Annotated in this window: 20 protein-coding genes and 1 pseudogene; 2 read left to right on the top strand and 19 right to left on the bottom strand. The window is 62.3% G+C overall.

What is annotated here, in order from left to right; translation table 11 throughout:
- The first annotated feature begins 132 nt into the window (after window positions 1–132).
- Together C5F70_RS31635 and C5F70_RS22730 are read left to right on the top strand one after the other, a co-directional pair.
- Window positions 133–837 (top strand): methyl-accepting chemotaxis protein, encoded by a 705-nt coding sequence (locus C5F70_RS31635; protein ID WP_371920079.1) that lies wholly within the window; start codon window positions 133–135, stop codon window positions 835–837.
- Window positions 838–979: 142 nt separating this feature from the next.
- Window positions 980–2,887 carry a methyl-accepting chemotaxis protein gene (locus C5F70_RS22730; protein WP_104904090.1) on the top strand — a complete coding sequence of 636 codons (1,908 nt, stop codon included), beginning with the start codon at window positions 980–982 and terminating at the stop codon, window positions 2,885–2,887.
- 3 nt (window positions 2,888–2,890) lie between these two features.
- Here the strand turns inward: C5F70_RS22730 and C5F70_RS22735 are convergent, their stop codons facing one another.
- The 19 genes and pseudogenes from C5F70_RS22735 to hutU form a co-directional block, all read right to left on the bottom strand.
- Window positions 2,891–3,625, bottom strand: coding sequence for an amino acid ABC transporter ATP-binding protein (locus C5F70_RS22735; RefSeq protein ID WP_017849892.1), 735 nt, complete (start codon window positions 3,623–3,625; stop codon window positions 2,891–2,893).
- Window positions 3,618–4,577: an amino acid ABC transporter permease gene (locus C5F70_RS22740; RefSeq protein ID WP_017849893.1), complete on the bottom strand. Its 960-nt coding sequence runs from the start codon at window positions 4,575–4,577 to the stop codon at window positions 3,618–3,620. The genes C5F70_RS22735 and C5F70_RS22740 overlap by 8 nt, the downstream gene beginning before the upstream one ends.
- Before the next feature lie 207 nt (window positions 4,578–4,784).
- Window positions 4,785–5,582, bottom strand: a complete 798-nt coding sequence (locus tag C5F70_RS22745) for a transporter substrate-binding domain-containing protein (RefSeq protein ID WP_017849894.1) — start codon at window positions 5,580–5,582, stop codon at window positions 4,785–4,787.
- A gap of 220 nt (window positions 5,583–5,802) precedes the next feature.
- Window positions 5,803–6,603: a transporter substrate-binding domain-containing protein gene (locus C5F70_RS22750; protein ID WP_046384983.1), complete on the bottom strand. Its 801-nt coding sequence runs from the start codon at window positions 6,601–6,603 to the stop codon at window positions 5,803–5,805.
- 150 nt (window positions 6,604–6,753) lie between these two features.
- A pseudogene (gene mdoH / locus C5F70_RS22755) lies at window positions 6,754–9,362 on the bottom strand (glucans biosynthesis glucosyltransferase MdoH).
- Window positions 9,355–11,034 carry a glucan biosynthesis protein G gene (locus C5F70_RS22760; protein WP_186357264.1) on the bottom strand — a complete coding sequence of 560 codons (1,680 nt, stop codon included), beginning with the start codon at window positions 11,032–11,034 and terminating at the stop codon, window positions 9,355–9,357. The pseudogene mdoH and the gene C5F70_RS22760 overlap by 8 nt, the downstream one beginning before the upstream one ends.
- A 323-nt stretch (window positions 11,035–11,357) precedes the next feature.
- On the bottom strand, window positions 11,358–11,795 hold the full coding sequence (gene dtd / locus C5F70_RS22765; protein ID WP_017849898.1) for a D-aminoacyl-tRNA deacylase: 438 nt from the start codon (window positions 11,793–11,795) through the stop codon (window positions 11,358–11,360).
- Window positions 11,792–12,763, bottom strand: coding sequence for a prolyl aminopeptidase (pip, locus tag C5F70_RS22770; RefSeq protein ID WP_017849899.1), 972 nt, complete (start codon window positions 12,761–12,763; stop codon window positions 11,792–11,794). The genes dtd and pip overlap by 4 nt, the downstream gene beginning before the upstream one ends.
- 337 nt (window positions 12,764–13,100) lie before the next feature.
- Window positions 13,101–13,466, bottom strand: coding sequence for a hypothetical protein (locus C5F70_RS22775; RefSeq protein WP_104904091.1), 366 nt, complete (start codon window positions 13,464–13,466; stop codon window positions 13,101–13,103).
- Between the two features lie 8 nt (window positions 13,467–13,474).
- Window positions 13,475–13,558: a hypothetical protein gene (locus C5F70_RS31235; protein ID WP_232591853.1), complete on the bottom strand. Its 84-nt coding sequence runs from the start codon at window positions 13,556–13,558 to the stop codon at window positions 13,475–13,477.
- A 52-nt stretch (window positions 13,559–13,610) separates the two neighbouring features.
- Window positions 13,611–14,411, bottom strand: coding sequence for an N-formylglutamate deformylase (hutG, locus tag C5F70_RS22780; RefSeq protein ID WP_104904092.1), 801 nt, complete (start codon window positions 14,409–14,411; stop codon window positions 13,611–13,613).
- An 11-nt stretch (window positions 14,412–14,422) separates the two neighbouring features.
- Window positions 14,423–15,628, bottom strand: coding sequence for an imidazolonepropionase (gene hutI, locus C5F70_RS22785; protein ID WP_104904093.1), 1,206 nt, complete (start codon window positions 15,626–15,628; stop codon window positions 14,423–14,425).
- Window positions 15,629–15,772: 144 nt separating this feature from the next.
- Window positions 15,773–17,311: a histidine ammonia-lyase gene (gene hutH, locus C5F70_RS22790; protein ID WP_017849903.1), complete on the bottom strand. Its 1,539-nt coding sequence runs from the start codon at window positions 17,309–17,311 to the stop codon at window positions 15,773–15,775.
- Between the two features lie 19 nt (window positions 17,312–17,330).
- The gene (hutH, locus tag C5F70_RS22795; RefSeq protein WP_104904588.1) at window positions 17,331–18,854 is read right to left on the bottom strand and encodes a histidine ammonia-lyase; all 1,524 of its coding nucleotides are present in this window, start codon (window positions 18,852–18,854) and stop codon (window positions 17,331–17,333) included.
- Between the two features lie 136 nt (window positions 18,855–18,990).
- The gene (locus C5F70_RS22800) at window positions 18,991–19,815 is read right to left on the bottom strand and encodes a glycine betaine/L-proline ABC transporter ATP-binding protein (RefSeq protein WP_017849905.1); all 825 of its coding nucleotides are present in this window, start codon (window positions 19,813–19,815) and stop codon (window positions 18,991–18,993) included.
- Window positions 19,812–20,663 (bottom strand): proline/glycine betaine ABC transporter permease, encoded by an 852-nt coding sequence (locus C5F70_RS22805; RefSeq protein WP_017849906.1) that lies wholly within the window; start codon window positions 20,661–20,663, stop codon window positions 19,812–19,814. The genes C5F70_RS22800 and C5F70_RS22805 overlap by 4 nt, the downstream gene beginning before the upstream one ends.
- 71 nt (window positions 20,664–20,734) lie before the next feature.
- A complete protein-coding gene (locus C5F70_RS22810) occupies window positions 20,735–21,700 on the bottom strand; it encodes an ABC transporter substrate-binding protein (protein WP_017849907.1) in 966 nt (321 codons plus the stop codon).
- A 68-nt stretch (window positions 21,701–21,768) separates the two neighbouring features.
- Complete coding sequence (locus C5F70_RS22815; RefSeq protein ID WP_104904094.1) at window positions 21,769–23,241, bottom strand: cytosine permease; 1,473 nt, start codon at window positions 23,239–23,241, stop codon at window positions 21,769–21,771.
- A 149-nt stretch (window positions 23,242–23,390) separates the two neighbouring features.
- Entirely contained in the window at window positions 23,391–25,076 is a 1,686-nt protein-coding gene (gene hutU, locus C5F70_RS22820; protein ID WP_046384993.1) for a urocanate hydratase, read from the bottom strand.
- Window positions 25,077–25,306: the final 230 nt, after the last annotated feature.

A 25,306-nucleotide genomic window follows, 5' to 3' on the forward strand; every position in this document is an offset into this window, starting at 1 on the left:
GGCGGCATCAGCGACGGCGTCACCCAGATCGCCAGCGCCGCCGAGCAATTGTCGTCGGTCACCGAGCAGACCAGCGCCGGGGTCAACAATCAGAAAATCGAGACCGACCAAGTCGCCACGGCCATGAATGAAATGGCCGCGACCGTGCAGGAAGTTGCGCGCAACGCCGAGGAAGCGTCCGAAGCCGCCGTGGCAGCGGACCAGCAGGCCCGCGAAGGCGACAAGGTGGTCGGTGAAGCCATCGCCCAGATCGAACGCCTGGCCACCGAAGTCGGCAACTCCACCGAGGCCATGGGCCATCTCAAGCGCGAAAGCGACAAGATCGGCAGCGTGCTCGACGTGATCAAGTCGGTGGCCCAGCAAACCAACCTGCTGGCGCTGAACGCCGCGATTGAAGCAGCGCGTGCCGGTGAAGCCGGGCGCGGCTTCGCGGTGGTGGCCGATGAAGTGCGCAGCCTGGCCCAGCGCACGCAAAAATCCACGGAAGAGATCGAAGAGCTGATCGTCGGCTTGCAAACGGGCACCCAGCAAGTGGCGACCATCATGGACAACAGCCGTGGGCTGACCGACAGCAGCGTCGAATTGACGCGCCGCGCCGGCAGCGCCCTGGCGAACATCACCCGTACCGTATCGACGATCCAGGCGATGAACTCGCAGATCGCCACTGCCGCCGAGCAACAAAGCGCCGTGGCCGAAGAGATCAACCGCAGCGTGCTGAACGTGCGCGATGTGTCGGAACAGACGTCCTCGGCCAGTGAAGAGACCGCCGCCTCCAGCGCCGAACTGGCGCGCCTGGGCATCTACCTGCAAACCCTGGTCGGACGTTTCCGCATCTGACCGGGCTGGGCGGCGACCCATCCGGGTCGCCGCACTTCAGCATCTTGTGAAATTTCCTACACGCTTATCAGCCCGCCCTCACCCCAAATCGTTTTAGCGTTTGCCTTGTTGCGCAGCGCTTTTTCAGATTTGGAGGTTCATCATGTTTCCTCGGCTGACCCGCTTGCTGGTCAACGCCAGCGTCCGACTCAAACTCGCCCTGGGTTTTGGCCAGGTGCTGGTCCTCAGTTTCATCATCGCCATGTCAGGCTGGCAGGCCTTGAATGCCGCACTGTTCCGCTCCAGCAACCTGACGGTGCTGGGCCAACTGGCCGCCGACGCGGAGGCCATGCGCGCCGACCGCATCGTGTACCGAACGCTCACCGACACGGCCAGCCTGGGCAAAATGACGCGGCAGATCGAAAAAATCGACCAGCACCTCGACTACCTGTCAAAACACATGAAAGACCCGATCGACCTGCAGCGTCTCGAGGAAGCCGAACGCCTGGTAGCCGCCTTCAAAGCGGTGCTGGTGGAATTACCGCCGTTGATCGAACAGCGGGAAAACGCCCAGCCGCCGCTGCAAAAAGCCGCCCTGCAAGCCAGCGACACCCTCGCGCAACTGTCCAGCGAACTGCCTGACCAGCAAGACCAGCAGGCGCTCGACGCCATCGAAGATCTGCGCCAGGCCATGGAACAGGCCGAAGATCGCGCGCGCAGCCCCGCCTGGGCCGCCGAGTCGTTGCAGGCCTATGCCGAAGCGGTGGGCAAGGCCCTCGACGCCCTGGACGTCGCTCAAGTCGCCGTCACCAGCCTGCCCGTGGACGCCACCCTGCTCAAAACCGACCTCGCGCAATACCGTGCGCTGCTGACCACGCTCAAGCAGGCACAACTCGACACCGAGACCGTGCAAAACCGCTTTGAACAACAACTCAATCAGTTGCTGGCGCAAAGCGATCTGGTCAGCCAGGGCCAGGCGTTCAAACGCGACCGGGAAGCGCAGCACACCCGAACCCTGCTGATCAGCGTCACCCTTGCCGCCCTGCTGCTGGGGGCCTTGGCGGCCTGGTGGATCGCCCGGCAAATCGCCGTGCCGCTGCGCGAGGCCTTGGCCGTCGCCAACCGCATTGCCGCGGGCGACTTAAGCGAAAACCCCGCCGTGGAGCGCCGCGATGAACTGGGCCAGTTGCAGCAGAGCATGGCGCAGATGATCCGCAACCTGCGTGGCCTGATCAGCGGCATCGGCGACAGCGCCCGGCAAATCGCCAGCGCGGCTACGCAGCTATCCACCGTCACTGAGCAAACCCGCGCCGGGGTCAACAATCAAAAGGACGAAACCGACCAGGTGGCCACGGCCATGAATGAAATGCTCGCCACCGCCCAGGAGGTCGCCCGGCATGCCGAGCAAGCGTCGATCGCGGCGAGCGAAGCCGACCAACAGACCCACCTCGGCGACAAAGTGGTTGCGCAGGCGGTGGAGCAGATCGGCCACCTGGCCAGTGAAATGGCACTGTCCAGCCGGGCGATGCTGGCGTTGCAGCAGGAGAGCCAACAGATCGGCAGCGTGCTCGACGTGATCAAGTCAGTCTCCCAGCAGACCAACCTGCTGGCCTTGAACGCCGCCATCGAAGCGGCGCGCGCGGGCAGTGCCGGGGAAGGTTTCGCGGTGGTCGCCGATGAAGTGCGCAGCCTGGCCCTGCGCACGCAGGAATCGGCCGAGGAAATTGAAGGACTGATCTTGCGTCTGCATACCGGCACCCAGCAGGTGGCGGACATCATGGACAGCAGTCGCAGCCTGACGGACAACAGCGTCAGCCTGACCCGCGACGCCGGCGACGCCCTGGCGGCCATTGCGCGCACGGTGTCGGTCATCCAGGAAATGAACCCGCAGATTGCCGCCGCCGCCGAGGAACAAAGCGCGGTGGCCGAGGAGATCAATCGCAGTGTGTTGAAGGTGCGCGATGTGTCCGAGCAAACCGCCACCGCCAGTGAAGAAACGGCGGTGGCGAGCGCTCAGTTAAGCCAGTTGAGCCTGGATTTGCAGACACTGGTCGGCAAGTTCAGGCTCTGAGGCTCACAGCACCTGGCGCAGGAAGGCCTGGGCCCGCGGGTCTTTCGGCGCGTCGAAGAACTCGGCCGGGGACGCGTCTTCGAGCAGCTTGCCGTGATCGAAGAACAACACCCGGTCCGCCACTTCACGGGCGAAGCCCATTTCGTGAGTGACGCAGACCATGGTCATGCCTTCCAGGGCCAGGGTTTTCATGACGTCGAGCACTTCGCCGACCATTTCCGGGTCGAGGGCCGAGGTGGGCTCGTCGAACAGCATCACCTTGGGCTCCATCGCCAGCGCGCGAGCTATCGCCACCCGCTGCTGCTGGCCACCGGACAGACGCGAGGGAAACTCGTTGGCCTTTTGCGCGATGCCGACCTTTTCCAGCAACGCCAGGGCCTTGGCTTCACGCTCTTTTTTGCCGCGCTTGCGCACGACTTTCTGCGCCAGGCACAGGTTCTCCAGCACGGTCATGTGGGGGAACAGGTTGAAGTGCTGGAACACCATGCCGACTTCGCGGCGATAGGCGTTCACGTCGGTTTTCGGATCGGCCAGTTGCAGGCCGTCGATGCTCACCGACCCCGAATCGAACTCTTCCAGGCCGTTGAGGCAGCGCAGGAAGGTCGACTTGCCGGAGCCGGACGGGCCGATCACCACCAGCACTTCGCCCTTGGCGACCTGGGTGGTGACGTGGTCCACCGCGCGCACCACATGGCCACGGGTGTCGAAGACTTTTACCAGATCGCGGACTTCAATCACTTTGCGCGAGCCTCCGCTCAAGCCGGCTGGCCATTTTCGACAGCGGCAGGTTGATCAACAGGTACAGGCCTGCCACGCAGAACAGGATTTCAAACGGCGAAAACGAAGTGGTGATGACTTCGCGGCCGCTCTTGAGCAGCTCGGTGATCGCGATCACCGACACCAGCGAAGTGTCTTTCACCAGGCTGATAAACTGCCCGGCCAGGGGCGGCAGCACGCGCTTGAACGCCTGCGGCAGCACCACATGGCGCATCGACTGGCTGGCACTCAAGCCCAACGAGCGCGCGGCTTCGTTCTGGCCACGGGTGATCGACTGCACACCGGCGCGGACGATTTCCGCCACATAGGCCCCGGTGAACAGCGACAGCGCGGCGATCCCGGCAAACTCCCGGGACAGGTTGAGCACCGTGCCGATAAAGAAATAGAAGATGAATATCTGCACCAACAGCGGCGTGCCGCGCACCAGTTCGACGTAGATCGTCGACAGATCGCGCAAGGTCGGGTTGCTGGACAGCCGGCACAGGCCCGTCGCCAGGCCAATCGCCAAGCCCAGCACGCCGGACACGAAGGACAGCCACAAGGTGGTCCACAAGCCCCACATCAACGGGCCCAGCGCCCACTGCCGGGTCACGCCCACTACATCGCCTTCCGCCACGTCATCGCCGCGCGCCACTTTCAGGCTGTTGTCGGCCACGCTGAGCTTTTGCTCCGTGCCCGCGTCGTTGCGCAGGGTGACTTCGGCCACATCGCCTTTGCGCACCAGTTCGACAACGGTGGAGATATCCGCCGCGCGCTGCGATGTTTCGGCCTGATAGGCGAAATATTGCGGTACGCGGTTCCAGCGCCATTCGTAGGACATCAGCGACGTGGCGTAGTACAAGGCGCCCGCCAGGCCGACCAGCACGACCACGGTCAGCAGGTGCCAGGGCCATTGGGCTTTTTTCTGTTTCATTACTCAACATCCAAAAGGGTCGGGTAAGCCCCGCCTTTGTGGCGGGCGGGCTTGCCCTAATGCCATTCAGTCAAGGCATTTTGTAGGAGCGAGCTTGCTCGCGAAAAACTCAAAGACACCGCGTTTATTCAGTAAGCCCGCGTTATCGTTGACGGCCTTCGCGAGCAAGCTCGCTCCTACAGAAAGCAGGAGCCATAGGAGCCGGCGTTATTCCATGTCCTTGAGCCACTCGGAGCTCTTGAACCACTTGTCATGGATGCGATCGTAGGTGCCGTCGTTCTTGATCTGGTGCAGGAAGTTGTTGATGAAGTTGATGCTGTCGTAATCGCCTTTCTTCAGACCGAAGGCCAGCGGTTCAAAGGTGAAGGGTTCTTCGAGGAACACCAGCTTGCCATTACCGACTTTCTTCTCGGCGACCACGTTGTACGGTGCGTCATACACAAAGGCATCGGCCTTGCCGTTGACCACGTCCAGCACGCCTTCCTGTTCGTTGTCGTAGCCGTGGTACTTGGCCTTGGAGATCAGCTTCTTGGCGACCATCTCGCCGGTGGTGCCGAGCTTGGAGGTCAGGCGGTATTTCTCGTCGTTCAGGTCTTTGTAGGACTTGATGGTGCCTTCCAGGTCCTTGCGAATCAGCAGGGTCTGGCCAACCACGATGAACGGTTCGCTGAAGTTCAGGCGCAGGTTGCGTTCCTGGGTCAGGGTCATGCCGCTGCCGATCATATCGAACTTGCCGGTGAGGAAGGCCGGGATGATGCCGTCGTAGCCGGTGGACACCAGCTCCAGCTTGACGCCCATGGACTTGGCCATGGCCTTGAGGAGGTCGACTTCGAAGCCGATGATTTCACCACGCTTGTCGGTCATTTCGAATGGCATGTAGGTCGGGTCCATGCCGACTTTCAGCGTGCCGCGCTTGACCGCATCATCGATGGCCCCGGCCTGAGCCACATTGGCCGCGACCAGCGCGGTGACGCCGAGCAGCAGCATCGAAAGATACTTTTTCATCATCAAGTCCCCTGAACGATTCTTATGAAGTCGGCGCGCAAAAAGGGCTGCACCATTTCGGGGTGCGATCCTAACCCACTCGCTGCCCGGTACAAAGGTTTCACCGGTAATAGTTGTCGAGGTATGTCGGAATAGCCCTACAGCACTGCGGCAAAGCGCAGACGTAGACACTTCATTGTCGGGCGAGGGCAATTGATTGATGTGTAAGTAGGTATGACTTTCAGTCGACCTCGGCCATCCAGTCGGTGTCCTTGAACCACTTGTCGTACAGCCGATCGTAGGTGCCGTCCTGGGCCACTTGGTTGAGGAAATGGTTGATCCAGTTCAGGCTGTCGTAATCGCCTTTTTTCAGGCCGAACGCCAGGGGCTCGTAGGTGAAGGGTTGCTCTAGCGCCAGCAATGCCTGGTTTTCCGGCCGGGTCATGGCGATCAGGTTGTAAGGCGCATCATGAATAAACGCATCGGCCACCCCGCTCACCACCTGGCGCACCCCTTCCTCCGGCGTGGCGAAACTGCTGAGCCGAGCCGCCCCCAGAAACCGCTGCGCCGCCGCCTGCGCGGTAGTGCCTTCGGTGGTGGCGATGCGGTAGCCGGCCTCGTCCAGGTCTTCAATGCTGGCGACCTTGCCGGCCAGGCGCGGGTGCAGCAGCACCGTTTGGCCGACCACGATAAACGAGTCGCTGAAATTCAGCTTGAGGTTGCGCTCCTGCGTGACGGTCATGCCGCTGCCGATCAGATCGAACTTCCTCGCCATCAGCCCCGACAGCAACTCGGTGTACGGCACCGCCACCAGTTCAAGCTCGACCCCCAGGGCGCGGCTCATCGCATGCAGCAAGTCGACTTCAAAACCGACGATACGCCCCTGTTTATCGGTCATCTCGAACGGCACGTAAGTGGGCGTGGTGCCGACCTTCAGCACGCCACGCCGAACGGCGTCGTCCAGCGCGCCGGCCTGCACCAGAGCACCGTGAATCAATGCGACAGCGCCCATCAGCAATGCCGAACAATACCTTTTGATCATGAATCCCCCTGTGCTCGAGTCAAATTTCGGGGGGCGATGCTAACTCAGACACAGGCACGGCAATACGCCTCGAACCAGGGACTTTTGTTTCGAAATAACAAGGAGTTAGAGCACAAAGGAAGAGACGGGAAACGCTGTAGGACCAGCGCTTCAAGCGCCCCCGAGGAGAACCCTCGGGGGCGTCTGAATCAGGCCGGTTGAGCCTGGGACGACAACGGTTGCAACGGCAGCAATGGCGCGTGCGGGTCGGACTTGAAGGACTGACGCCAGGCGCCCAGCCACTCGGCATGCCCTTCGCTCCAGACCTGCTCGTGCAGGCGGGCCAGGGCCACCGGGTCACTGAGCAGGGCCAGGCGTTCGGCGTTGTTGAGGCCGGCCGGGCCGACTTTCAACGCATAGCGCACGCGCTCGCCACGCAGGTACTCGATCGGCTCCGCCTCACGGTGACGCGAGGTCGCCAGGGCGCAGGCCAGGGCGTTCTGCTGCGGGTCGACCACCGAACGCACGAACCCGTCATTGAGGGCGTGCCAGCGGTTTTCGTGGGTGTACTTCTCGGTCGACAGCAGCGCCTGCGGCGGATTGTATTCCTCAGGGATCAGGAACAGGCTCTCGTCACGGGACTTGAGGCCCAGCTTGACCCGGCTGGAAATCACCGACACCGGGATCGACAGCATCAACGAACCGACGATCGGGACCAGCCACCACAGGAAGCTCGGGTTCAACCACACCACCAGCAGCGCCCAGAGGAAGCCGAGCAAGGTTTGCGGACCGTGGCGCTTGACCGCTTCACCCCAGGGGGTGGAGTCGTCGTCACGCTGCGGCGAATTCCAGGTCGCGGCCCAGCCGAGGAACGCGGCGAGGACGAAGCGGGTGTGGAAGATCATCCGCACCGGCGCCAGCAGCATGGAGAACAGCATCTCCAGCAGCATCGACATTGTCACCTTGAACTTGCCACCGAACTCTTTCGCGCCCTTGGCCCAGATCAGGATGACGCTCAGCAACTTGGGCAGGAACAGCAGCACGATAGTAGTGGAGAACAGCGCCACCGCCTTGTCCGGATGCCATTGCGGCCACAGCGGGTACAACTGGCGCGGCGCCATGAAGTACTGCGGCTCCATCAAGGTGTTCACCGCCAGCAACGCCGTCGACAGCACCAGGAAGAAGAACCACAACGGGGCCGACAGGTAGGACATCACGCCGGTGAGGAACACCGCACGGTGGACCGGGTGCATGCCCTTGACCAGGAACAGGCGGAAGTTCATCAGGTTGCCGTGGCACCAGCGACGGTCGCGCTTGAGTTCATCCAGCAGGTTCGGCGGCAGTTCTTCGTAGCTGCCCGGCAGGTCGTAGGCAATCCACACGCCCCAGCCGGCACGGCGCATCAGCGCGGCTTCGACGAAGTCGTGGGAGAGGATCGCACCGGCGAACGCGCCTTTACCCGGCAACGGCGCGAGGGCGCAGTGCTCGATAAACGGCTTCATGCGGATGATTGCGTTGTGACCCCAATAGTGGGATTCACCCAGCTGCCAGAAGTGCAGGCCGGCAGTAAACAGCGGGCCGTACACGCGGGTGGCGAACTGCTGCATGCGCGCATACAGGGTGTCCATGCCCGACGCCCGTGGCGCGGTCTGGATGATCCCGGCATCCGGCGTGGCTTCCATCAGGCGCACCAGGCTGGTCAGGCATTCGCCGCTCATCACGCTGTCGGCGTCGAGAACGACCATGTACTTGTAGTCACCGCCCCAGCGACGGCAGAAGTCGTCGAGGTTGCCGCTCTTGCGTTTGACGCGACGGCGACGGCGGCGATAGAAGATCTTGCCGAAGCCACCGGCTTCGCGGCACACGTCGAGCCAGGCTTGCTGTTCGGCGATGCAGATGTCGGCGTCGTTACTGTCGCTGAGCACGAAGAAGTCGAAGCGGTCCAGGTCACCGGTCGCCGCGACCGACTCGAACGTCGCGCGCAGGCCAGCGAATACGCGGGGCACGTCTTCGTTGCAGATCGGCATCACCAGCGCGGTGCGCGCATTCTTCGGAATCGGCTCGTGGCCGGCACTTTTACCGGAGATCCGGTACTTATCGTGGCCGGTCAGCAGCTCGAGGAAGCCCATCAACGCGGTCCAGAAACCGGCCGACACCCAGCAGAACAAGATCCCGAACATGATCAGGATGCTGGTTTGCAGGGCGTATGGCAGCACTTGGGTCGCGGTCTGCAGCAGGGTCTGGTTGCGGATCTCGTCGAAGTCGACCAGCGACCAGCCCTGGTACGGCATGATGCCTTTCATGTACCAGCCGGCCACGATGGTCTGGCCGAGCATCAGCACCAGCAGGATGTAGCGACGGATCGAACCGACCGTGCGCCAGCGCGCCGCCGGCAACACGCGCTCGTCTTTCGGCGGCTTCGGCGGGTTGGTGCGGCCGGTCAGCCGGCGCCAGCCGCGCACCAGGATATTGGTGCGCCACGGCTCCGGTACCACCTTGGTCCGACGAATCGGCGGCGTCGCCTTGAGGCACACGCGGCCGCTGGCGTCGAGCGCCAGCATTTCGGCGTCCTCCAGCTCTTCGGCCGTGCTGAGGGTCAACCGGCGGCCAACCGACGCCTGGGCGGCGTCGACCGGCGCATCGAACGCCTTGGACGACAAACGTTCGTGCAGTTCGCTGAAGGATGTGCAGCCCGCCAGTTCGGCGCGCTGCTCTGCGGTCATCGGCAGATGCGCCAGGTACTCGGACAGAGTCTCTGGCTGGACTTGAGAATTACTCATCGGCAGGCAACTGATAGCTCCAGGTTTCGGTCAGGACTTGCTCGGTCTTGATCGGCTCCGGTGTGGCTGGGGCAGCTTCTGGCTGCTTGGCTTCCTTGTCTTTGGCGTCTTTCTTGGCTTGTTTCTCGTGCTGCTTGGCCAAAACCTTGTCAGCCTTGAGCACTTGGGTCGAGACCTTCTCGGGCTCAGGCTGCACGATGTCCTGGACCAGGGCCGCACGCATTTCGGTCGGCTTGCTTGGGTCCTTGATCTTCATGCGCAGGGTCAGGCGCCAGCCTTTGGTGTGCTCGTTGTAACGCACGCTGTTTTCCACCAGCTCGGCGTTATCACCCACGCTCACCTGGCTGCGCACCGGGGCGTCCGGCAGCAGTTTCTTCAGGGCCGGGCCTTCGAAGTCCACCAGGTACGCGACGCTGCCATCCGGCTGACGGATCAGGTTGGACTGTTTCACGTCGCCGGTGGAACGCAGGGTCTGCTTGACCCAGGCGCTGTCCGGCGAATGGAAGGCGGCGTCGTCCAGGGTCCAGTGCAGACGGTAGGCAACATCCAGCGGCTGGCCGACTTCCGGCAGTTTTTCCGGGCTCCAGAAGGCAACGATGTTGTCGTTGGTTTCGTCGGCGGTCGGGATCTCTACCAGGTCGACGGAACCCTTGCCCCAGTCGCCTTCAGGCTCGATCCAGGCGCTCGGGCGCTTGTCGTAGTTGTCGTCCAGGTCTTCGTAGTGGCTGAAGTTGCGACCGCGTTGCAGCAGGCCGAAACCACGTGGGTTTTCCACGGTGAAGTTGCTGACCGACAGGTGTTTAGGGTTGTTCAGCGGGCGCCAGATCCACTCGCCATTGCCGGCGTGGATCGACAGGCCGCTGGAATCATGCAACTCGCGACGGTAGTTGAGGACCTTGGACGGCTGGTTCGCGCCGAACAGGAACATCGAGGTCAACGGGGCAACGCCCAGCTTGCTGACCTTGTCGCGCAGGAACATCTGGGACTTGACGTCGACCACGGTGTCGGTGCCAGGGCGCAGGATCAGGCGATAGGCGCCGGTGGCGCGCGGCGAATCCAGCAGGGCGAAGATCACCAGATGCTTGTCACCCGGCTTCGGACGCTCGATCCAGAACTCGGTGAAACGCGGGAATTCTTCGCCGGACGGCAGCGCGGTATCGATCGCCATGCCACGGGCGGACAGGCCATACACTTGGTCCTTGCCCACGACGCGGAAATAGCTGGCGCCGAGCATGGTCATGATTTCGTCTTGCTTGTCGCCCTTGTTGATCGGGAACAGCACGCGGAAACCGGCATAACCCAGCTGCTCAGTGGCCTTGGGATCAAATTTGACGTCGCCGAAATCGAAGCGCGTCGGGTCGTATTTGATTTCCTGGACGCTGTCGGCGGTGACTTCGTTGATCTTCACCGGTGTATCGAAATGCATACCCTGGTGATAGAAGGACAGCTTGAACGGGGTGTTCTGATCGGCCCACTCGGCTTTTTCGTTGCGGAAACGAATCTTCTGGTAGTCAGCGAACTTCATTTCGCGGAATTCGTTCGGCAGATTGCTGCGCGGAGCTTCGTATTTCTGCCCGGCCAGCTCTTTTGCCTTGGCCGACACATCATCCAGACTGAATGCCCACAGTTGACCCGCGCCGAACAGGCAAAACAGGGCGGAGCCCGTCACCAGTGCGTTTCGTAACCGTTTGGCAGACAATTTTGGTGCATTACAGGGACTAACAATCACGAGCAACCCTCGCCGAAAACAGATCAAAAAACCAACGGCCAGCTATCTATATGCCAGGTTGGCGAGCATTGTTCCGACTCCCCTGGGGCAAAATGATTCCCCTGAGGCTGTCGGACAAGTCTCTACCTAAGTCAAAAATGGACCAATCAACGCTGATCCCCGTAGCGCGCGATTATCTAGTAGCCCGCGAGACAACGCATCAGGGACAACGAAGTATTTGTAGCGAAACCCTGCGTTTTTAGGCATTAACGTCGTTTTTAATACATTCATGTCTGTAAGAGGAAGGTCACAGGGCCATCATTGACCAAATGAACCTGCATATCCGCACCAAAACGCCCTGACGCCACCTTGCCATGCAATTGTTGCGCTTGTAACAGCAAGTGCGCAAAAAGTGCCGCCCCCAGGGCCGGCGGCGCGGCGGTAGAGAAACTTGGCCGCAGCCCGCTTTTGGTATCCGCCGCCAGGGTGAACTGCGACACCAGCAGCAAACCGCCGTCGATATCCTTGAGCGACAAGTTCATCTTGCCATCGTCGTCGCTGAACACCCGATAGTTAAGCAGCTTGTGCAGCAGTTTGTCGGCGCTCTCGACAGTATCCCCCGGTTCGACGGCCACCAGCACCAGCAAACCCTGGTCGACCGCCCCCACGATTTCGCCCGCGACCTCGACCCGGGCGCCGCGCACCCGTTGCAACAGGCCCTTCATGCTTCTTCAGGCGGCAAGTCCAGCAGACGACGCGCCATCTCGCCGGTCGCGCGCACCAAGGCATCGGTGATGCCCGGCTCGGACGCCGCATGGCCCGCCTCGCGGATCACCTGCAGTTCACTGTTCGGCCAGGCCTGATGCAGCTCCCAAGCGTTATCCAGCGGACAGATCATATCGTAGCGGCCGTGGATGATTACGCCAGGCAGATGGGCGATCTTGTGCATGTCGCGAATCAGTTGGTCGGGTTCCAGGAAGGAATTATTGGTGAAGTAGTGGCACTCGATGCGGGCAATCGACAGCGCGCGCTGGGGCTCGGCGAAACGCTCGATCAACTGCGGGTTCGGGCACAGGCCCAACATGCGCCCTTCCCAGGTGGACCAGGCCTTGGCGGCGTGCATCTGGGCAATCTGGTCGTTGCCGGTCAGGCGCTTGTGGTATGCGGTGAGCAGGTCGTGGCGCTCGTCCTGGGGGATCGGTGCGAGGTAATCCTGCCAGTAATCCGGGAACAGGCGGCTGGCGCCTTCCTGGTAAAACCAGCGGATGTCCTGGGGCCGGGCCAGGAAAATCCCACGCACGATCAGGCCATGCACGCGCTCGGGATGGGTTTGCGCGTAGGCCAGCGCCAGGGTCGAACCCCAGGAGCCGCCGAACAACACCCATTTGTCGATGCCCAGGTGCTCGCGAATGCGCTCGAGGTCGGCGACCAGGTCCCAGGTGGTGTTGTTTTCCAGGCTGGCGCGGGGAGAGGAACGCCCGCAGCCCCGCTGGTCAAAGGTGACGATGTGGTACAGGTTCGGATCGAAATAGCAGCGGCTGTTGGCGTCGCAACCGGAACCAGGGCCACCATGGATGAATACGACGGGCAAGCCTTCGGGGGAGCCACTTTCATCGACATACAGGGTGTGGGTGTCATCGACGGCCAGATCGTGCCGGGCGTAGGGTTTGATCTGCGGGTACCAAGTCTGCATTGCGCGCTCCGTAGGGGGTCGGGTTCATCCCTGGGGGGACGTCTTTTATTCTGCCGTCTGGCACTATAAACCCGAATTGTGCAATGAGCATGTCCTTGAGCACTTAGACCTGTGTCAGCAGTTCGCTACCCAGGTAAGCCAATAGGCCGTTGTAGAGCCGGTCGCCCTCCTCCACCTCGCTCTGCGCCCGCAGGCAGGCAGCCGATGGATCAGGCCTTTGCAGGGTACGGCACAGCGTTCACGCCCGCCGCTTGCAGGTGTGTGTCATATAAAAAGCCGTCTTCGCGCAGCGGGCGAAGTCTGACCTTAGAAGCAGCAAGACCATCAACATGGCATCTCAGCGCCATTTCAAAAAACGTTTTACGTTTCGCCACTTAGTGCGCTTGAGATTTACATCAAGTAACTGAGAGACCTGCTGCAAAAACTGCTGATTACTACAGCCAAAATATTGCTCGGAAAAACAAAGCTCATAGTCAAACGGAGCGGCGTTTTTCAGGCCCGTAGCGGTGAGGTTTGCTTTCAGGTAGCGTCCGATATCTCTTTTGAGCATAAAAGATGCGAAGCGTGATCGGTTATCAACATACCCCCTCACAATATCCGAAAGCGCCGTAGGCGCGACGTTTGATTCAGCGTCGACAAACCATGCGCCTACGCCCTCTGCCACCTCACCATACATGAAGCTCTCTAGATACCCGTAAGCCATTGACTGCCTCAAAGGATTGGAAACGCCGTCAAAATATACATAGGCATATTGTTGAACTCTGCATATTTGATGAGCACTCGCACCTTAGTCATCTCAATGACGGTTGCAGGAGATCGTGGGCGAATGCCCAACTGACCACCTGCTTCAGCAGTAACGCTTCTGCCCCCACACCAGGAAACCCTCCAACAACTGCTTCAACACCCCCCGCGTCGGCCCCGCCAGATCCTCGCGATAACGGAACGGCTCGAACTCTTCCATGTACGTGCTCTGGCACAACTCCAACTGCACGGCATGAATGTTCTGCGCCGGGTTGCCGTAATGCCGGGTGATATGCCCGCCCTTGAAGCGTCCGTTGAGCACATGGGTGTACTGCGGATGCGCGGCGCAGATGGCTTCCAGTTGGCTGGCCAGCCCAGGATCGCAGGCGGCGTTGTTGAAGGTGCCGAGGTTGAAGTCCGGCAGTTTGCCGTCGAACAGGTGCGGGATCACCGAGCGGATCGAATGTGCGTCGAACAACAGTGCGTAGCCGAATTCAGCCTTGAGCCGCGCCAGTTCGTCTTGCAGGGTGCGGTGATACGGCATCCAGATCTGCTCGAGGTAGGTGGCGCGCTCCTCCCTGGATGGCGCCAGGCCTTCGCGGAACAATGGCACACCATCGAACAGGATCGACGGGTACAAACCAGTGGTGGCGCCGGCGTACAGCGGCGTGTCGTCGGAGGGCCGGTTCAGGTCGATGACAAACCGCGAGTACTCCGCCGCCAGGGTGCTGGCGCCGAGTTCTTCGGCAAAGTCATACAGCGTGGGGATATGCCAATCGGTGTCCGGCAGGCTTTGCGCCTCGGGGATCAGCCCGGCCTGCACGGCAGGCGTCAGGCGCAGGCCGGCGTGGGGCATGCTGATCAGCAGCGGCACGCGGCCTTGTTTGAAGTTCAGAACGTTATCCACAGTGCGACTCCTTAAACAGTGACATCGACGCCGTGGCGCACGACGCGTTTTTCAAGCTCGCCGCCCAGCCAGTAGGCCAGGTCGGCGGGACGATCGATCTGCCAGGCGACAAAGTCGGCGACCTTGCCCACTTCCAGCGAGCCATGGGTATCGCCTATGCCCAGCGCGGTGGCGGCATGTTGGGTGGCGCCGGCCAGGGCTTCTTCCGGGGTCATGCGGAACAGGGTGCAGGCCATGTTCAGCATCAGGCGCACCGACAAGGCCGGTGAAGTACCGGGGTTGAGGTCGCTGGCGATGGCTATCTTCACGCCGTGCTTGCGCAGGGCCTCCATCGGCGGCAGTTGGGTTTCGCGCAGGAAGTAGAACGCGCCCGGCAGCAGCACCGCGACGGTGCCGGCAGCGGCCATGGCGATGGCGTCGTCTTCGGTCATGAACTCCAGGTGATCCGCCGACAGCGCCTGGTAACGCGCGGCCAGGCTGGAACCGTGCAGCGACGACAGTTGCTCGGCGTGCAGCTTCACCGGCAGGCCGAGTTGCCGCGCGACCTTGAACACACGCTCCACCTGCGCCGGCGAGAACGCCAGGTATTCGCAAAACGCATCCACCGCGTCCACCAGCCCTTCCGCGGCCAGGGCCGGGAGCATTTCGCTGCAGATGTGATCGATGTAGGCGTCGGCGCGGTCCTTGTACTCCGGCGGCAACGCATGGGCGGCCAGGCAGGTGGCGCGCACGCTGACCGGCAGCGCGTCGCCGAGGCGCCGAATCACCCGCAGCAACTTGCGCTCGCTGACCAGGTCGAGGCCGTAGCCGGATTTGATCTCCACCGTGGTCACGCCGTCGCGCAGCAAACTGCGCAGGCGCTTGTGGGCGCTTTCGAACAGTTCATCCTCGCTGGCGGCGCGGGTGGCGCGCACGGTGCTGGCAATACCGCCGCCCTGGGCGGCGATGTCGGCGTAGCTGACGCCTTGAAGGCGTTGCTCGAATTCACCACTGCGGTTACCGCCGAACACCGTGTGGGTGTGACAGTCGATCAGCCCGGGGGTGACCCACGCGCCGTGCAGGTCATGCACCTGGGCGTAATCCGCAGCCGGCACTTCGCTGCGCGGGCCGATCCACTCGATCAGCGAACCGGCAGTGACCAGGGCGGCATCCTCGATGATCGAGTAATTGCCGTGGGCCATGGTTGCGATGTGGCAGTGTTGCCAAAGGACTTTCATCAATGCCTCCCAAGGTGGTCGCTGTTGCCTGTAGGAGCGAGCTTGCTCGCGAAAAACCTCAACGATAACGCGTGCTACTTGATAGCTCGCGGCGCCTGGGGGTTCTTCGCGAGCAAGCTCGCTCCTACAGGGGCGGAGGGTTTTTCAAAGGCTCGGCAGCAACTTGGCCGGCACCAGTTCATTCAGGCAGCGGCTGGCGAGCAGTTCAGTGGCGGCGATGATGTCCGGGGCGAAGAAGCGGTCTTTGTCGTAGAACGCCACTTTGCCGCGCAGGGTGGCGCGCGCTTTTTCCAGCTTCGGCGAGGTCTTCAGGCCTTCGCGCAGGTCCAGGCCCTGGCACGCCGCCAGCCATTCCACGGCCAGGATGCCGCGAACGTTTTCAGCCATTTCCCACAAGCGCTTGCCCGCAGCCGGAGCCATCGACACATGGTCTTCCTGGTTGGCCGAGGTCGGCAGGCTGTCGACGCTGTGGGGATGGGCGAGTGCCTTGTTTTCGCTGGCGAGTGCCGCAGCGGTCACCTGGGCAATCATGAAACCGGAGTTCACCCCGCCATTGCCCACCAGGAACGGCGGCAGTTGCGACATGTGCTTGTCCATCATCAACGAAATACGCCGCTCGCTCAGCGAGCCGATTTCAGCGATGGCCAGCGCCATGTTGTCGGCGGCCATGGCCACCGGTTCGGCGTGGAAGTTGCCGCCGGAGATCACGTCGCCTTCGGCGGCGAATACCAGCGGGTTATCCGACACCGCGTTGGCCTCGATCACCAGCACCTCGGCGGCCTGGCGGAACTGGGTCAGGCAGGCGCCCATGACTTGTGGCTGGCAGCGCAGGGAATAAGGGTCTTGCACCTTGTCGCAGTTCTGGTGCGACTGCGACACCTGGCTGCTTTCGCCCAGCAGGTCGCGGTAAGCCGCCGCCGAATCGATCTGCCCACGCTGGCCGCGCGCGGCGTGAATGCGCGCATCGAACGGCGAGCGCGAACCCAACACCGCTTCCACAGTGAGGCTGCCGCACGCCAGGGCACCGGCGAACAGATCCTCGCCCTCGAACAAGCCCCGCAGCGCATACGCCGTGGACACCTGGGTGCCGTTGAGCAGCGCCAGGCCTTCCTTGGCGGCCAGGGTCAGCGGGGTGAGACCGGCGATTTTCAGCGCAGCAGTCGCCTCCAGCCATTCGCCTTGGTAGCGCGCCTTGCCTTCGCCGAGCAGCACCAGGGACATATGGGCCAAGGGCGCCAAGTCACCGGAGGCACCGACCGAGCCTTTGAGCGGGATGTGCGGGTACACCTCGGCGTTGATCAGCGCGATCAGCGCGTCGATCACCTGGCGGCGAATCCCGGAAAACCCACGGCTCAGGCTGTTGACCTTGAGCACCATGACCAGCCGCACCAGCGCATCGCTGATCGGCTCACCGACGCCGGCGGCGTGGGACAGCACCAGGGAACGCTGGAGGTTTTCCAGGTCTTCGCTGGCGATGCGGGTCGAGGCCAGCAGGCCGAAACCGGTGTTGATGCCGTAGGCGGTGCGGTTCTCGGCGAGAATCTGCTCCACGCAGGCCACACTGGCGTCGATCTGCGCAGTGGCGCTGTCATCCAGATTGATCGTTACCGGCTGCTGGTAGATGGCCCGCAGTTGGGCAAGGCTCAGTTGGCCCGGAATCAGAGTTAGCGCAGTCACATTCATGCTCCTTGGAAATTATTGTTCAGTGCAATTCGGGAAAAGTCTGCTGCAGCAAAGTGCTGTGTTTGAGCAACGCGGCGGCGGTCGCGATGTCTGGCGCCAGCCAGCGGTCTTGCGCGTAAGGCGCGACCTGTTCACGCAACAAGCGCCAGGCGCGGTCGGTGCCCGCGCCGAAACGCTGGTCCTTGAGAAACTCGAAGGCCTGGGCTGCCAGCAGGTACTCGATAGCGAGGATCTGGGTAACGTTGGCCAACAGTTGGTGCAGCTTGAGCGCGGCGTTGGTGCCCATGCTCAGGTGATCTTCCTGCAGGCCCGAGGTGACGAAATTGTCGAGCACCGCCGGCTGCGCCAACTGGCGGTTCTGCGCGCACAGGGAAGCGGCGACGTACTGCACGATCATCATCCCGGAGTTGACCCCCGGGTCGCTCACCAAAAACGCCGGCAAGCCGCTGACGTGGGGGTTGATCAGGCGGTCCAGGCGACGTTCGGCGACCGAGCCGATCTCGGCCATGGCAATCGCCAGCATATCAGCGGCCAGCGCCACGGACTGCCCGTGCGGGTTGGCCTGGGACACCACGCGGTAGCTGTGTGGCGTGCCGAGCAGCAGCGGGTTGTCGGTGGCGCTGTTGAGTTCGGTCTCGATCTGGCGGGTCGCGTGTTCCACCTGGTCGCGCGCCGCGCCGTGGATCTGCGGGATCGAGCGGATGCTCAGCGCGTCCTGGGTGCGGATGCCCTGGCTGCTGGCGATCACTTCACTGCCGTCGAGCAACGCACGCAGGTTGATACCGACCTGCTGCATGCCGGGGTGCGGTTTGAGGGCGATGATTTCAGCGTCGAAGGCATCGATCTGGCCGCGCTGGGCCTCGAAACTCATGGCGCCGATCACGTCGGCCCATTGCAACAGTTGATGAGCGTCGGCCAGGGCCAGGCAGCTTAGGCCGGTCATGCACGGCGTGCCGTTGACCAGGCACAGGCCGTCCTTGGCACCGAGCACCACCGGCTGCAAGCCTTCTGCGCTCAGGGCCTGTTGCGCCGGGACGATCCGGCCGTGGTAGCTCACGTCGCCAATTCCCAGCAACGCCACGCCGACATGGGCCATATGGGTCAGGTAACCCACCGAACCCTGGGACGGCACTTGCGGCGTGATGCCGTGGTTGAGCAGCGCCAGCAGCGCATGCACCACCTGCGGATGCAGGCCGGATTTGCCGTGGCTGTAGTTGATGATCGCCGCGCAGATGATCGCGCGGGTCTGTTCGTCGCTGAGCACCGGGCCGACGCCACAGGCGTGGCTCAACAGCGTGTTGCGCGACAGTTGGCTCAGTTGCGCGCCCTCCAGCGGCACATTGCACAACGCGCCCAGGCCGGTGTTCACGCCGTAGGCGCGCTCACCGCTGGCGACGATGCGTTGCACAATGGCCTGGGCATTGTCGATGCGCGCCCAGGCCTGGCCCGAGAGTTCGAGCACCGCACCGAAGCGGGCCACGGCGACCACGTCCTGCCAGCGCAGGGGGGTGTCGGCGATGATGATTTTTGCTGCCTGGGACATCTTCATACCTTCTTGAGTTCTTGTGCAGCGTTACTGGCCCTATCGGGAGCAAGCCCTCTCCCACCTTTGGAATGCATCCCCCTGTGGGAGGGAGCTTGCTCCCGATGAGGCCAGCAGCCCCACCCCATAATCCGGATCAGACCACCGCCGCCCGCCGCTGAACGAACCGATCCACATACTCATCCGCCGGCGAATGCAAAATCTCCCGCGGCGTGCCGACCTGGATCAGCTTGCCGTCCTTGAGGATCGCAATGCGGTTGCCGATACGCACCGCCTCGTCGAGGTCGTGGGTGATGAACACGATGGTCTTGTGCAGGGTCTTTTGCAGTTCGAGCAACTGGTCCTGCATCTCGGCGCGGATCAGCGGGTCAAGGGCGCTGAAGGCTTCGTCCATCAGGATGATGTCGGTGTCCGCCGCGAGGGCGCGGGCCAGGCCGACCCGCTGGCGCATGCCGCCGGAGAGCTGGTGCGGGTATTTGTTTTCGTAGCCTTTGAGGCCCACGGTTTCGATCCAGTGCAGCGCGCGCTCGGTGCAGACCTGCTTGGTTTCGCCGCGCACTTTCAGGCCGTAGGCGACGTTGTCGAGCACGTTCTTGTGGGGCAGCAGGCCGAAGCTCTGGAACACCATGCTGATCTTGTGTCGACGGAATTCGCGCAGGGCTTGCATGTCCAGTTGCAGGATGTCTTCGCCGTCCACCAGGATCGCGCCGCTGGTGGGGTCGATCAGGCGATTGAAGTGGCGCACCAGGGTCGATTTCCCCGAACCCGACAGGCCCATGATCACAAAGATCTCGCCGGTGCCGATGCTCAGGGACAGGTCGTTGACGCCGACCACGCAACCGGTCTCGGCCAGCACCTGATCCTTGGTCTTGCCCTGGCCGATCAGCGCCAGCGCGTCCTTGGCGCGGTTGCCGAAGATCTTGAAGACGTTTTTCACTTCGATTTTGCTGACAGTAGTCATTTGCTCGCCTCATGCCGTGGACGACCATAGGCCTGGGTGATGCGGTCGATGACCACGGCGAGAATCACGATGGCCAGCCCGGCTTCAAGGCCGCGGCCGACGTTGAGGGTCTGGATGCCGACAAGGACATCTTCGCCCAGGCCGCGGGCGCCGATCATCGAGGCGATCACCACCATCGACAACGCCATCATGGTGGTCTGGTTGATGCCGGCCATGATGCTCGGCAGCGCCAGCGGCAGTTGCACGCCGAACAGCTGTTGCCAGCGGTTGGCGCCGAAGGCGTTGATGGCTTCCATGACTTCGCCGTCGACCTGGCGAATCCCCAGGTCGGTCAGGCGGATCAGCGGCGGCGCGGCGTAGATCACCGTGGCGAAAATCGCCGGCACCTTGCCCAGGCCGAACAGCATCAGCACCGGGATCAGGTACACGAAGCTGGGCATGGTTTGCATGATGTCGAGCAGCGGCATCAACACCGAACGCAAGCGATTGCTGCGCGCCGACAGGATGCCCAGCGGAATGCCGATCAGCACCGAGATCAGCGTAGCGACCAGCATCAGGGCCAGGGTCTGCATCAGTTTGTCCCACAGGCCGACCGCGCCCACCAGGAACAACAGGCCGACGATCACCGCGGTGGTCACCACCTTGCGCGTGGCGTGCCAGGCCACGGCGCCGACGATGGCCAGCATCAGCCACCAGGGCGCGGCGCGCAGCAGGCCCTCGAGGTTGACGATGGCCCATAGCAGGGTGTCGGAGATGTGCCGGAACACATCGCCGTAGTTGGTCACCAGCGAATCCACCCAACCGTTGACCCAGTTGGCAATGGAAAACGTAAAACTTTCAGGAAACATAGCGTGCTCTCGATCCAGTGGGTTGTGGCCAGGCGCCCGGCTGCCCCTCAGGGTAGTCGGGCGCGCATGACCTACAAGGCCGCGTCGATTTTCTTGGCGGCGTCTTCGCTCACCCAGGCGTGCCAGATTTCAGGGTGTTCCTTGAGGAATAGTTTCGCCAGTTTCGGCGACTCGATTCGCTCCTTGGCCATGCGCCCCAGGTTCTGGTTCAGCAGGTCGATCGGCAGGTTGACCTTTTCCAGCACGGCCACCAGTTCCGGTGCCTGTTCGTGGAAGGTCTTGGACAGGCCGACCTTGATGCTCACGCTCTTATCCACGCCGGGTTTTTCTTCCAGCTTGACCAGGTCGACCTGGCCCATCAGCGGCGTTGGCGACCAGTAGTAGAACAGGATCGGCTCGCCGCGCTTGTAGCTCGACAGCACCGCCGCATCCAGCGCCGGGCCGGTGCCAGGACGGAAGTTGGTGTAGCTGCTCTCCAGGCCGTAGCTCTTGAGCATCGCGCTGTTGTCCAACTCGCAGGTCCAGCCGGCCGGGCAATTATAGAAGCGGCCTTTGGACGGCTCTTCCTGGTCCTTGAACACCGCGGCGTACTTGGCCAGGTCGGCGATGTTTTTCAGGCCCGGCGCCTTGGCTTCCAGCTTGCGCTTGGCATCGCCTTCGATCACGTAACGCGGCACATACCAGCCTTCGATCGCACCGACAATCGGCGCGCCGACACCGACGACCTTGCCGGCCTTCTCGGCCTTGTTCCACACCTCGCTGCGGCCGACCCACTCTTCGGCAAACACTTGAATATCATTGCTGCTCAGGGCGTTTTCCATGGTGATCGAATTGCCCGGCAGGCTGTCGGTCTTGCAGTCGTAGCCCTTTTCCAGAACGGTTTGCAGGATGTCAGTGAGCAACATGCCGCTTTCCCAGTTCAGGCCGGCGAATTTCACCGGCTTACCGGACTCGCACCAACCGGCCGCCTGGGCACCGGCGCTTGCCAGCAAGCCCATGGACAGCAATGTGGTCAGCAGGGTCTTGTTCGATTTCATTGTGTGACGCTCCTAATCATGAGTTGGCTTACGGCAGTCAAGAGGCATCCTGCCCGGTCCACGTCCAATCAGGCCCGCGCCGCAGAGCGACTGGCGCCGCTGGCTGGGGCAGGTACAACGCTGTCCTGCTCGACCGGCAGAATCAGTTGATCGGGCACGGCGCTGTGCCATTTTTTCGCACACACGTAATACAGAGCTGCGGGAATTATCAGACCGATGATCCAGGAAATATCCACATCACCCAGGGCGGCCACCAGCGGACCGGTGTAGAACTTGGTGGAGATGAACGGCAATTGCACCAGCACACCGAACACATAGACGCTGATACCGAGCAGGTTCCAACGCCCATAACGCCCGTCCGGATCGGCCAGCGCCGTCACGTCATAACGCTCGCGAGTGATGCAGTAGTAGTCCACCAGGTTGATCGCGCTCCAGGGCGTAAAGAACGCCAGCAGGAACAGGATGAAAGACTTGAACGCACCGAGGAACGAGTGCTGGCCGAGCAACGCGATCAGAGTCGCCGTACCGACGATGGCCAGCACAAAAACCAGACGCTGCAAGCGCGTGACCTGCAGGCGCCCCCGGAAGCCGCTGATGATGGTGGCAATGCACATGAAGCTGCCGTAGGAGTTCAGCGTGGAGATGGTGACCTTGCCGAACGCGATGCTGAAATACAGCAGCGCGGCGGTGGCCCCCGTACCGCCCAAACCGACGATGTAGGCCACTTCATGACCGGCGAATTGTCCGTTGGACAGGGCGGCGGCAAACACGCCGAGGACCATCGCCACCTGTGCGCCGATCACCGACCCCGCGCCGGCGGCCAGGAAGGTTTTCAGCGAGGACGTCTGGCTCGGCAGGTAGCGCGAATAGTCCGCTACGTAAGGGCCGAAGGCGATTTGCCAGGAGGCTGCGAGCGACACCGCGAGCAGGAAGCTGCTCCAACTGAAGTGACGGATTTGCAGCAGCGCGCCAATGTCGGCCTGGCTCATCAGACGGCTGAACAGGTAGACAAAGGCAATCACACCAATGACGCTGGTAACCCGGCCGATGAAGTGGATCACGCGGTAGCCGAGCACCGTGACCAGCACGATGACACTGGCAAAGACAAGGATACCGACGCTGTCGCTGACGCCGAACAACTGGCCCAGCGCCTGACCGGAAAGCACGGTGCCGGTGGCGGTGAAACCCAGGTACATCAAACACACCAGCACGATCGGGATGGCCGCGCCATAAACCCCGAACTGCACCCGGCTGGAGATCATCTGCGGCAGGCCAAGCTTGGGCCCTTGCGCCGCGTGCAACGCCATGACGCTGCCGCCGAGCAGTTGGCCGATCAACAGGCCGATCAACGACCAGAACACATCACCGCCCAGCACCACGGCCAGTGCCCCGGTGACAATCGCAGTGATTTGCAGGTTGGCGCCCATCCATAGGGTGAACTGGCTAAACAGACGTCCGTGTCTTTCCGCTTCCGGGATGTAGTCGATCGAACGCCTTTCGATCAACGGGGTGGTGCTTGCACGCGCGTCATTTGCAGCCATGTGTGTTCAACCTCTGATGGATTGTTTTGGGTACTGATTGCTCTTCTGTGGGAGCTGGCTTGCCTGCGATGCGGGCGACGCGGTCTTTCGGGTAGACCGCGGTGATGCAATCGCAGGCAAGCCAGCTCCCACAGAAACCGAGCCAGTCGTTACTTGATCATCGGCAGGTTCAAGCCCTGCTCTTTGGCGCAATCGATCGCGATCTGGTAACCCGCATCGGCATGACGCATCACCCCGGTGGCCGGGTCGTTGTGCAGCACGCGGGCAATCCGCTCGGCCGCTTCGTCGGTGCCGTCGCAGACGATCACCATCCCCGAGTGCTGCGAGAAGCCCATGCCCACACCGCCGCCGTGGTGCAGCGAGACCCAGGTCGCGCCGCTGGCGGTGTTGAGCAAGGCGTTGAGCAGCGGCCAGTCGGACACGGCGTCGGAGCCGTCCTGCATCGATTCGGTTTCGCGGTTGGGGCTGGCCACCGAGCCGGAGTCGAGGTGGTCGCGGCCGATCACCACCGGCGCGGACAGCTCGCCGCTGCGCACCATTTCGTTGAACGCCAGGCCCAGCTTGGCGCGTTGGCCCAGGCCGACCCAGCAGATACGCGCCGGCAGGCCCTGGAAGCTGATGCGTTCGCGGGCCATGTCCAGCCAGTTGTGCAGGTGCGCGTCGTCGGGGATCAGCTCTTTGACTTTGGCGTCGGTCTTGTAGATGTCTTGCGGGTCGCCCGACAGCGCAGCCCAGCGGAACGGGCCGATGCCACGGCAGAACAGCGGGCGGATGTAGGCCGGTACGAAGCCTGGGAAGTCGAACGCGTTTTCCACGCCCTCTTCTTGCGCCATCTGACGGATGTTGTTGCCGTAGTCGAAGGTCGGGATGCCTTGTTTCTGAAAGTCCAACATCGCTTTGACGTGAACGGCCATCGACTGCTTGGCGGCCTTGATCACGACCGCCGGTTCGGTCTTGGCGCGGGCGCGGTATTCGTCCCAGGTCCAGCCGGCCGGCAGGTAGCCGTTGAGAGGGTCGTGGGCGCTGGTCTGGTCGGTGACCATGTCCGGGCGCACGCCGCGCTTGACCAGTTCCGGCAGGATTTCGGCGGCGTTGCCCAGCAGGGCGATGGAGATCGCTTTGCCTTCCTGGGTGTACTTGGCGATGCGCGCCAGGGCGTCGTCGAGGTCGCTGGCCTGTTCGTCGACATAACGGCTGTTCAGGCGGAAATCGATGCTGACCTGCTGGCATTCAATGTTCAGCGAGCATGCGCCGGCCAGGGTCGCGGCCAGCGGCTGCGCGCCGCCCATGCCGCCGAGGCCGGCGGTCAGTACCCAACGGCCTTTGAGGTTGCTGTCGTAATGCTGGCGACCGGCCTCGACGAAGGTTTCGTAGGTGCCCTGGACGATGCCTTGGCTGCCGATGTAGATCCAGCTGCCGGCGGTCATCTGGCCGTACATGGCTAGGCCCTTGGCATCCAGTTCGTTGAAGTGTTCCCAACTGGCCCAGTGCGGCACCAGGTTGGAGTTGGCGATCAGCACACGCGGGGCATTGCGGTGGGTCTTGAACACACCGACCGGTTTGCCTGACTGCACCAGCAGGGTTTCGTCATCGTTCAGGTTGGTGAGGCTCTCGACAATCTGGTCATAGCACTCCCAGTTACGCGCCGCACGGCCGATGCCGCCGTACACCACCAGCTCTTTCGGGTTTTCGGCCACTTGCGGGTCAAGGTTGTTCATCAGCATGCGCAGCGGCGCTTCGGTCAGCCAGCTTTTGGCGGTGAGCGTGTTACCGCGCGCGGCGCGGATTTCGACGTCTCGGTATTTTGTAGGCTTAGCGTTAGAAAAATCGGTCACAACCAGAACTCCTCAGCGATCGATGCGCGAACTGGATGCGTGCGAAGTCGACTCTTACGCACACACCTTTACTTGTACATACAAGCATATGCAATCGAACGGCCAACTTAATGAGTGAGTCGTGGGGATTTTTTTGGCGAACGCGTGGGAGCCTTGGAAATTAAGGCTTCGAGGCGTGATGGAATTTCTTACGAGGGCGGTTTGCAGCGGGGGAGGTTTGACGGCAACGC

The organism is Pseudomonas sp. LH1G9 (assembly GCF_002949975.1).
Classification (GTDB): domain Bacteria; phylum Pseudomonadota; class Gammaproteobacteria; order Pseudomonadales; family Pseudomonadaceae; genus Aquipseudomonas; species Aquipseudomonas veronii.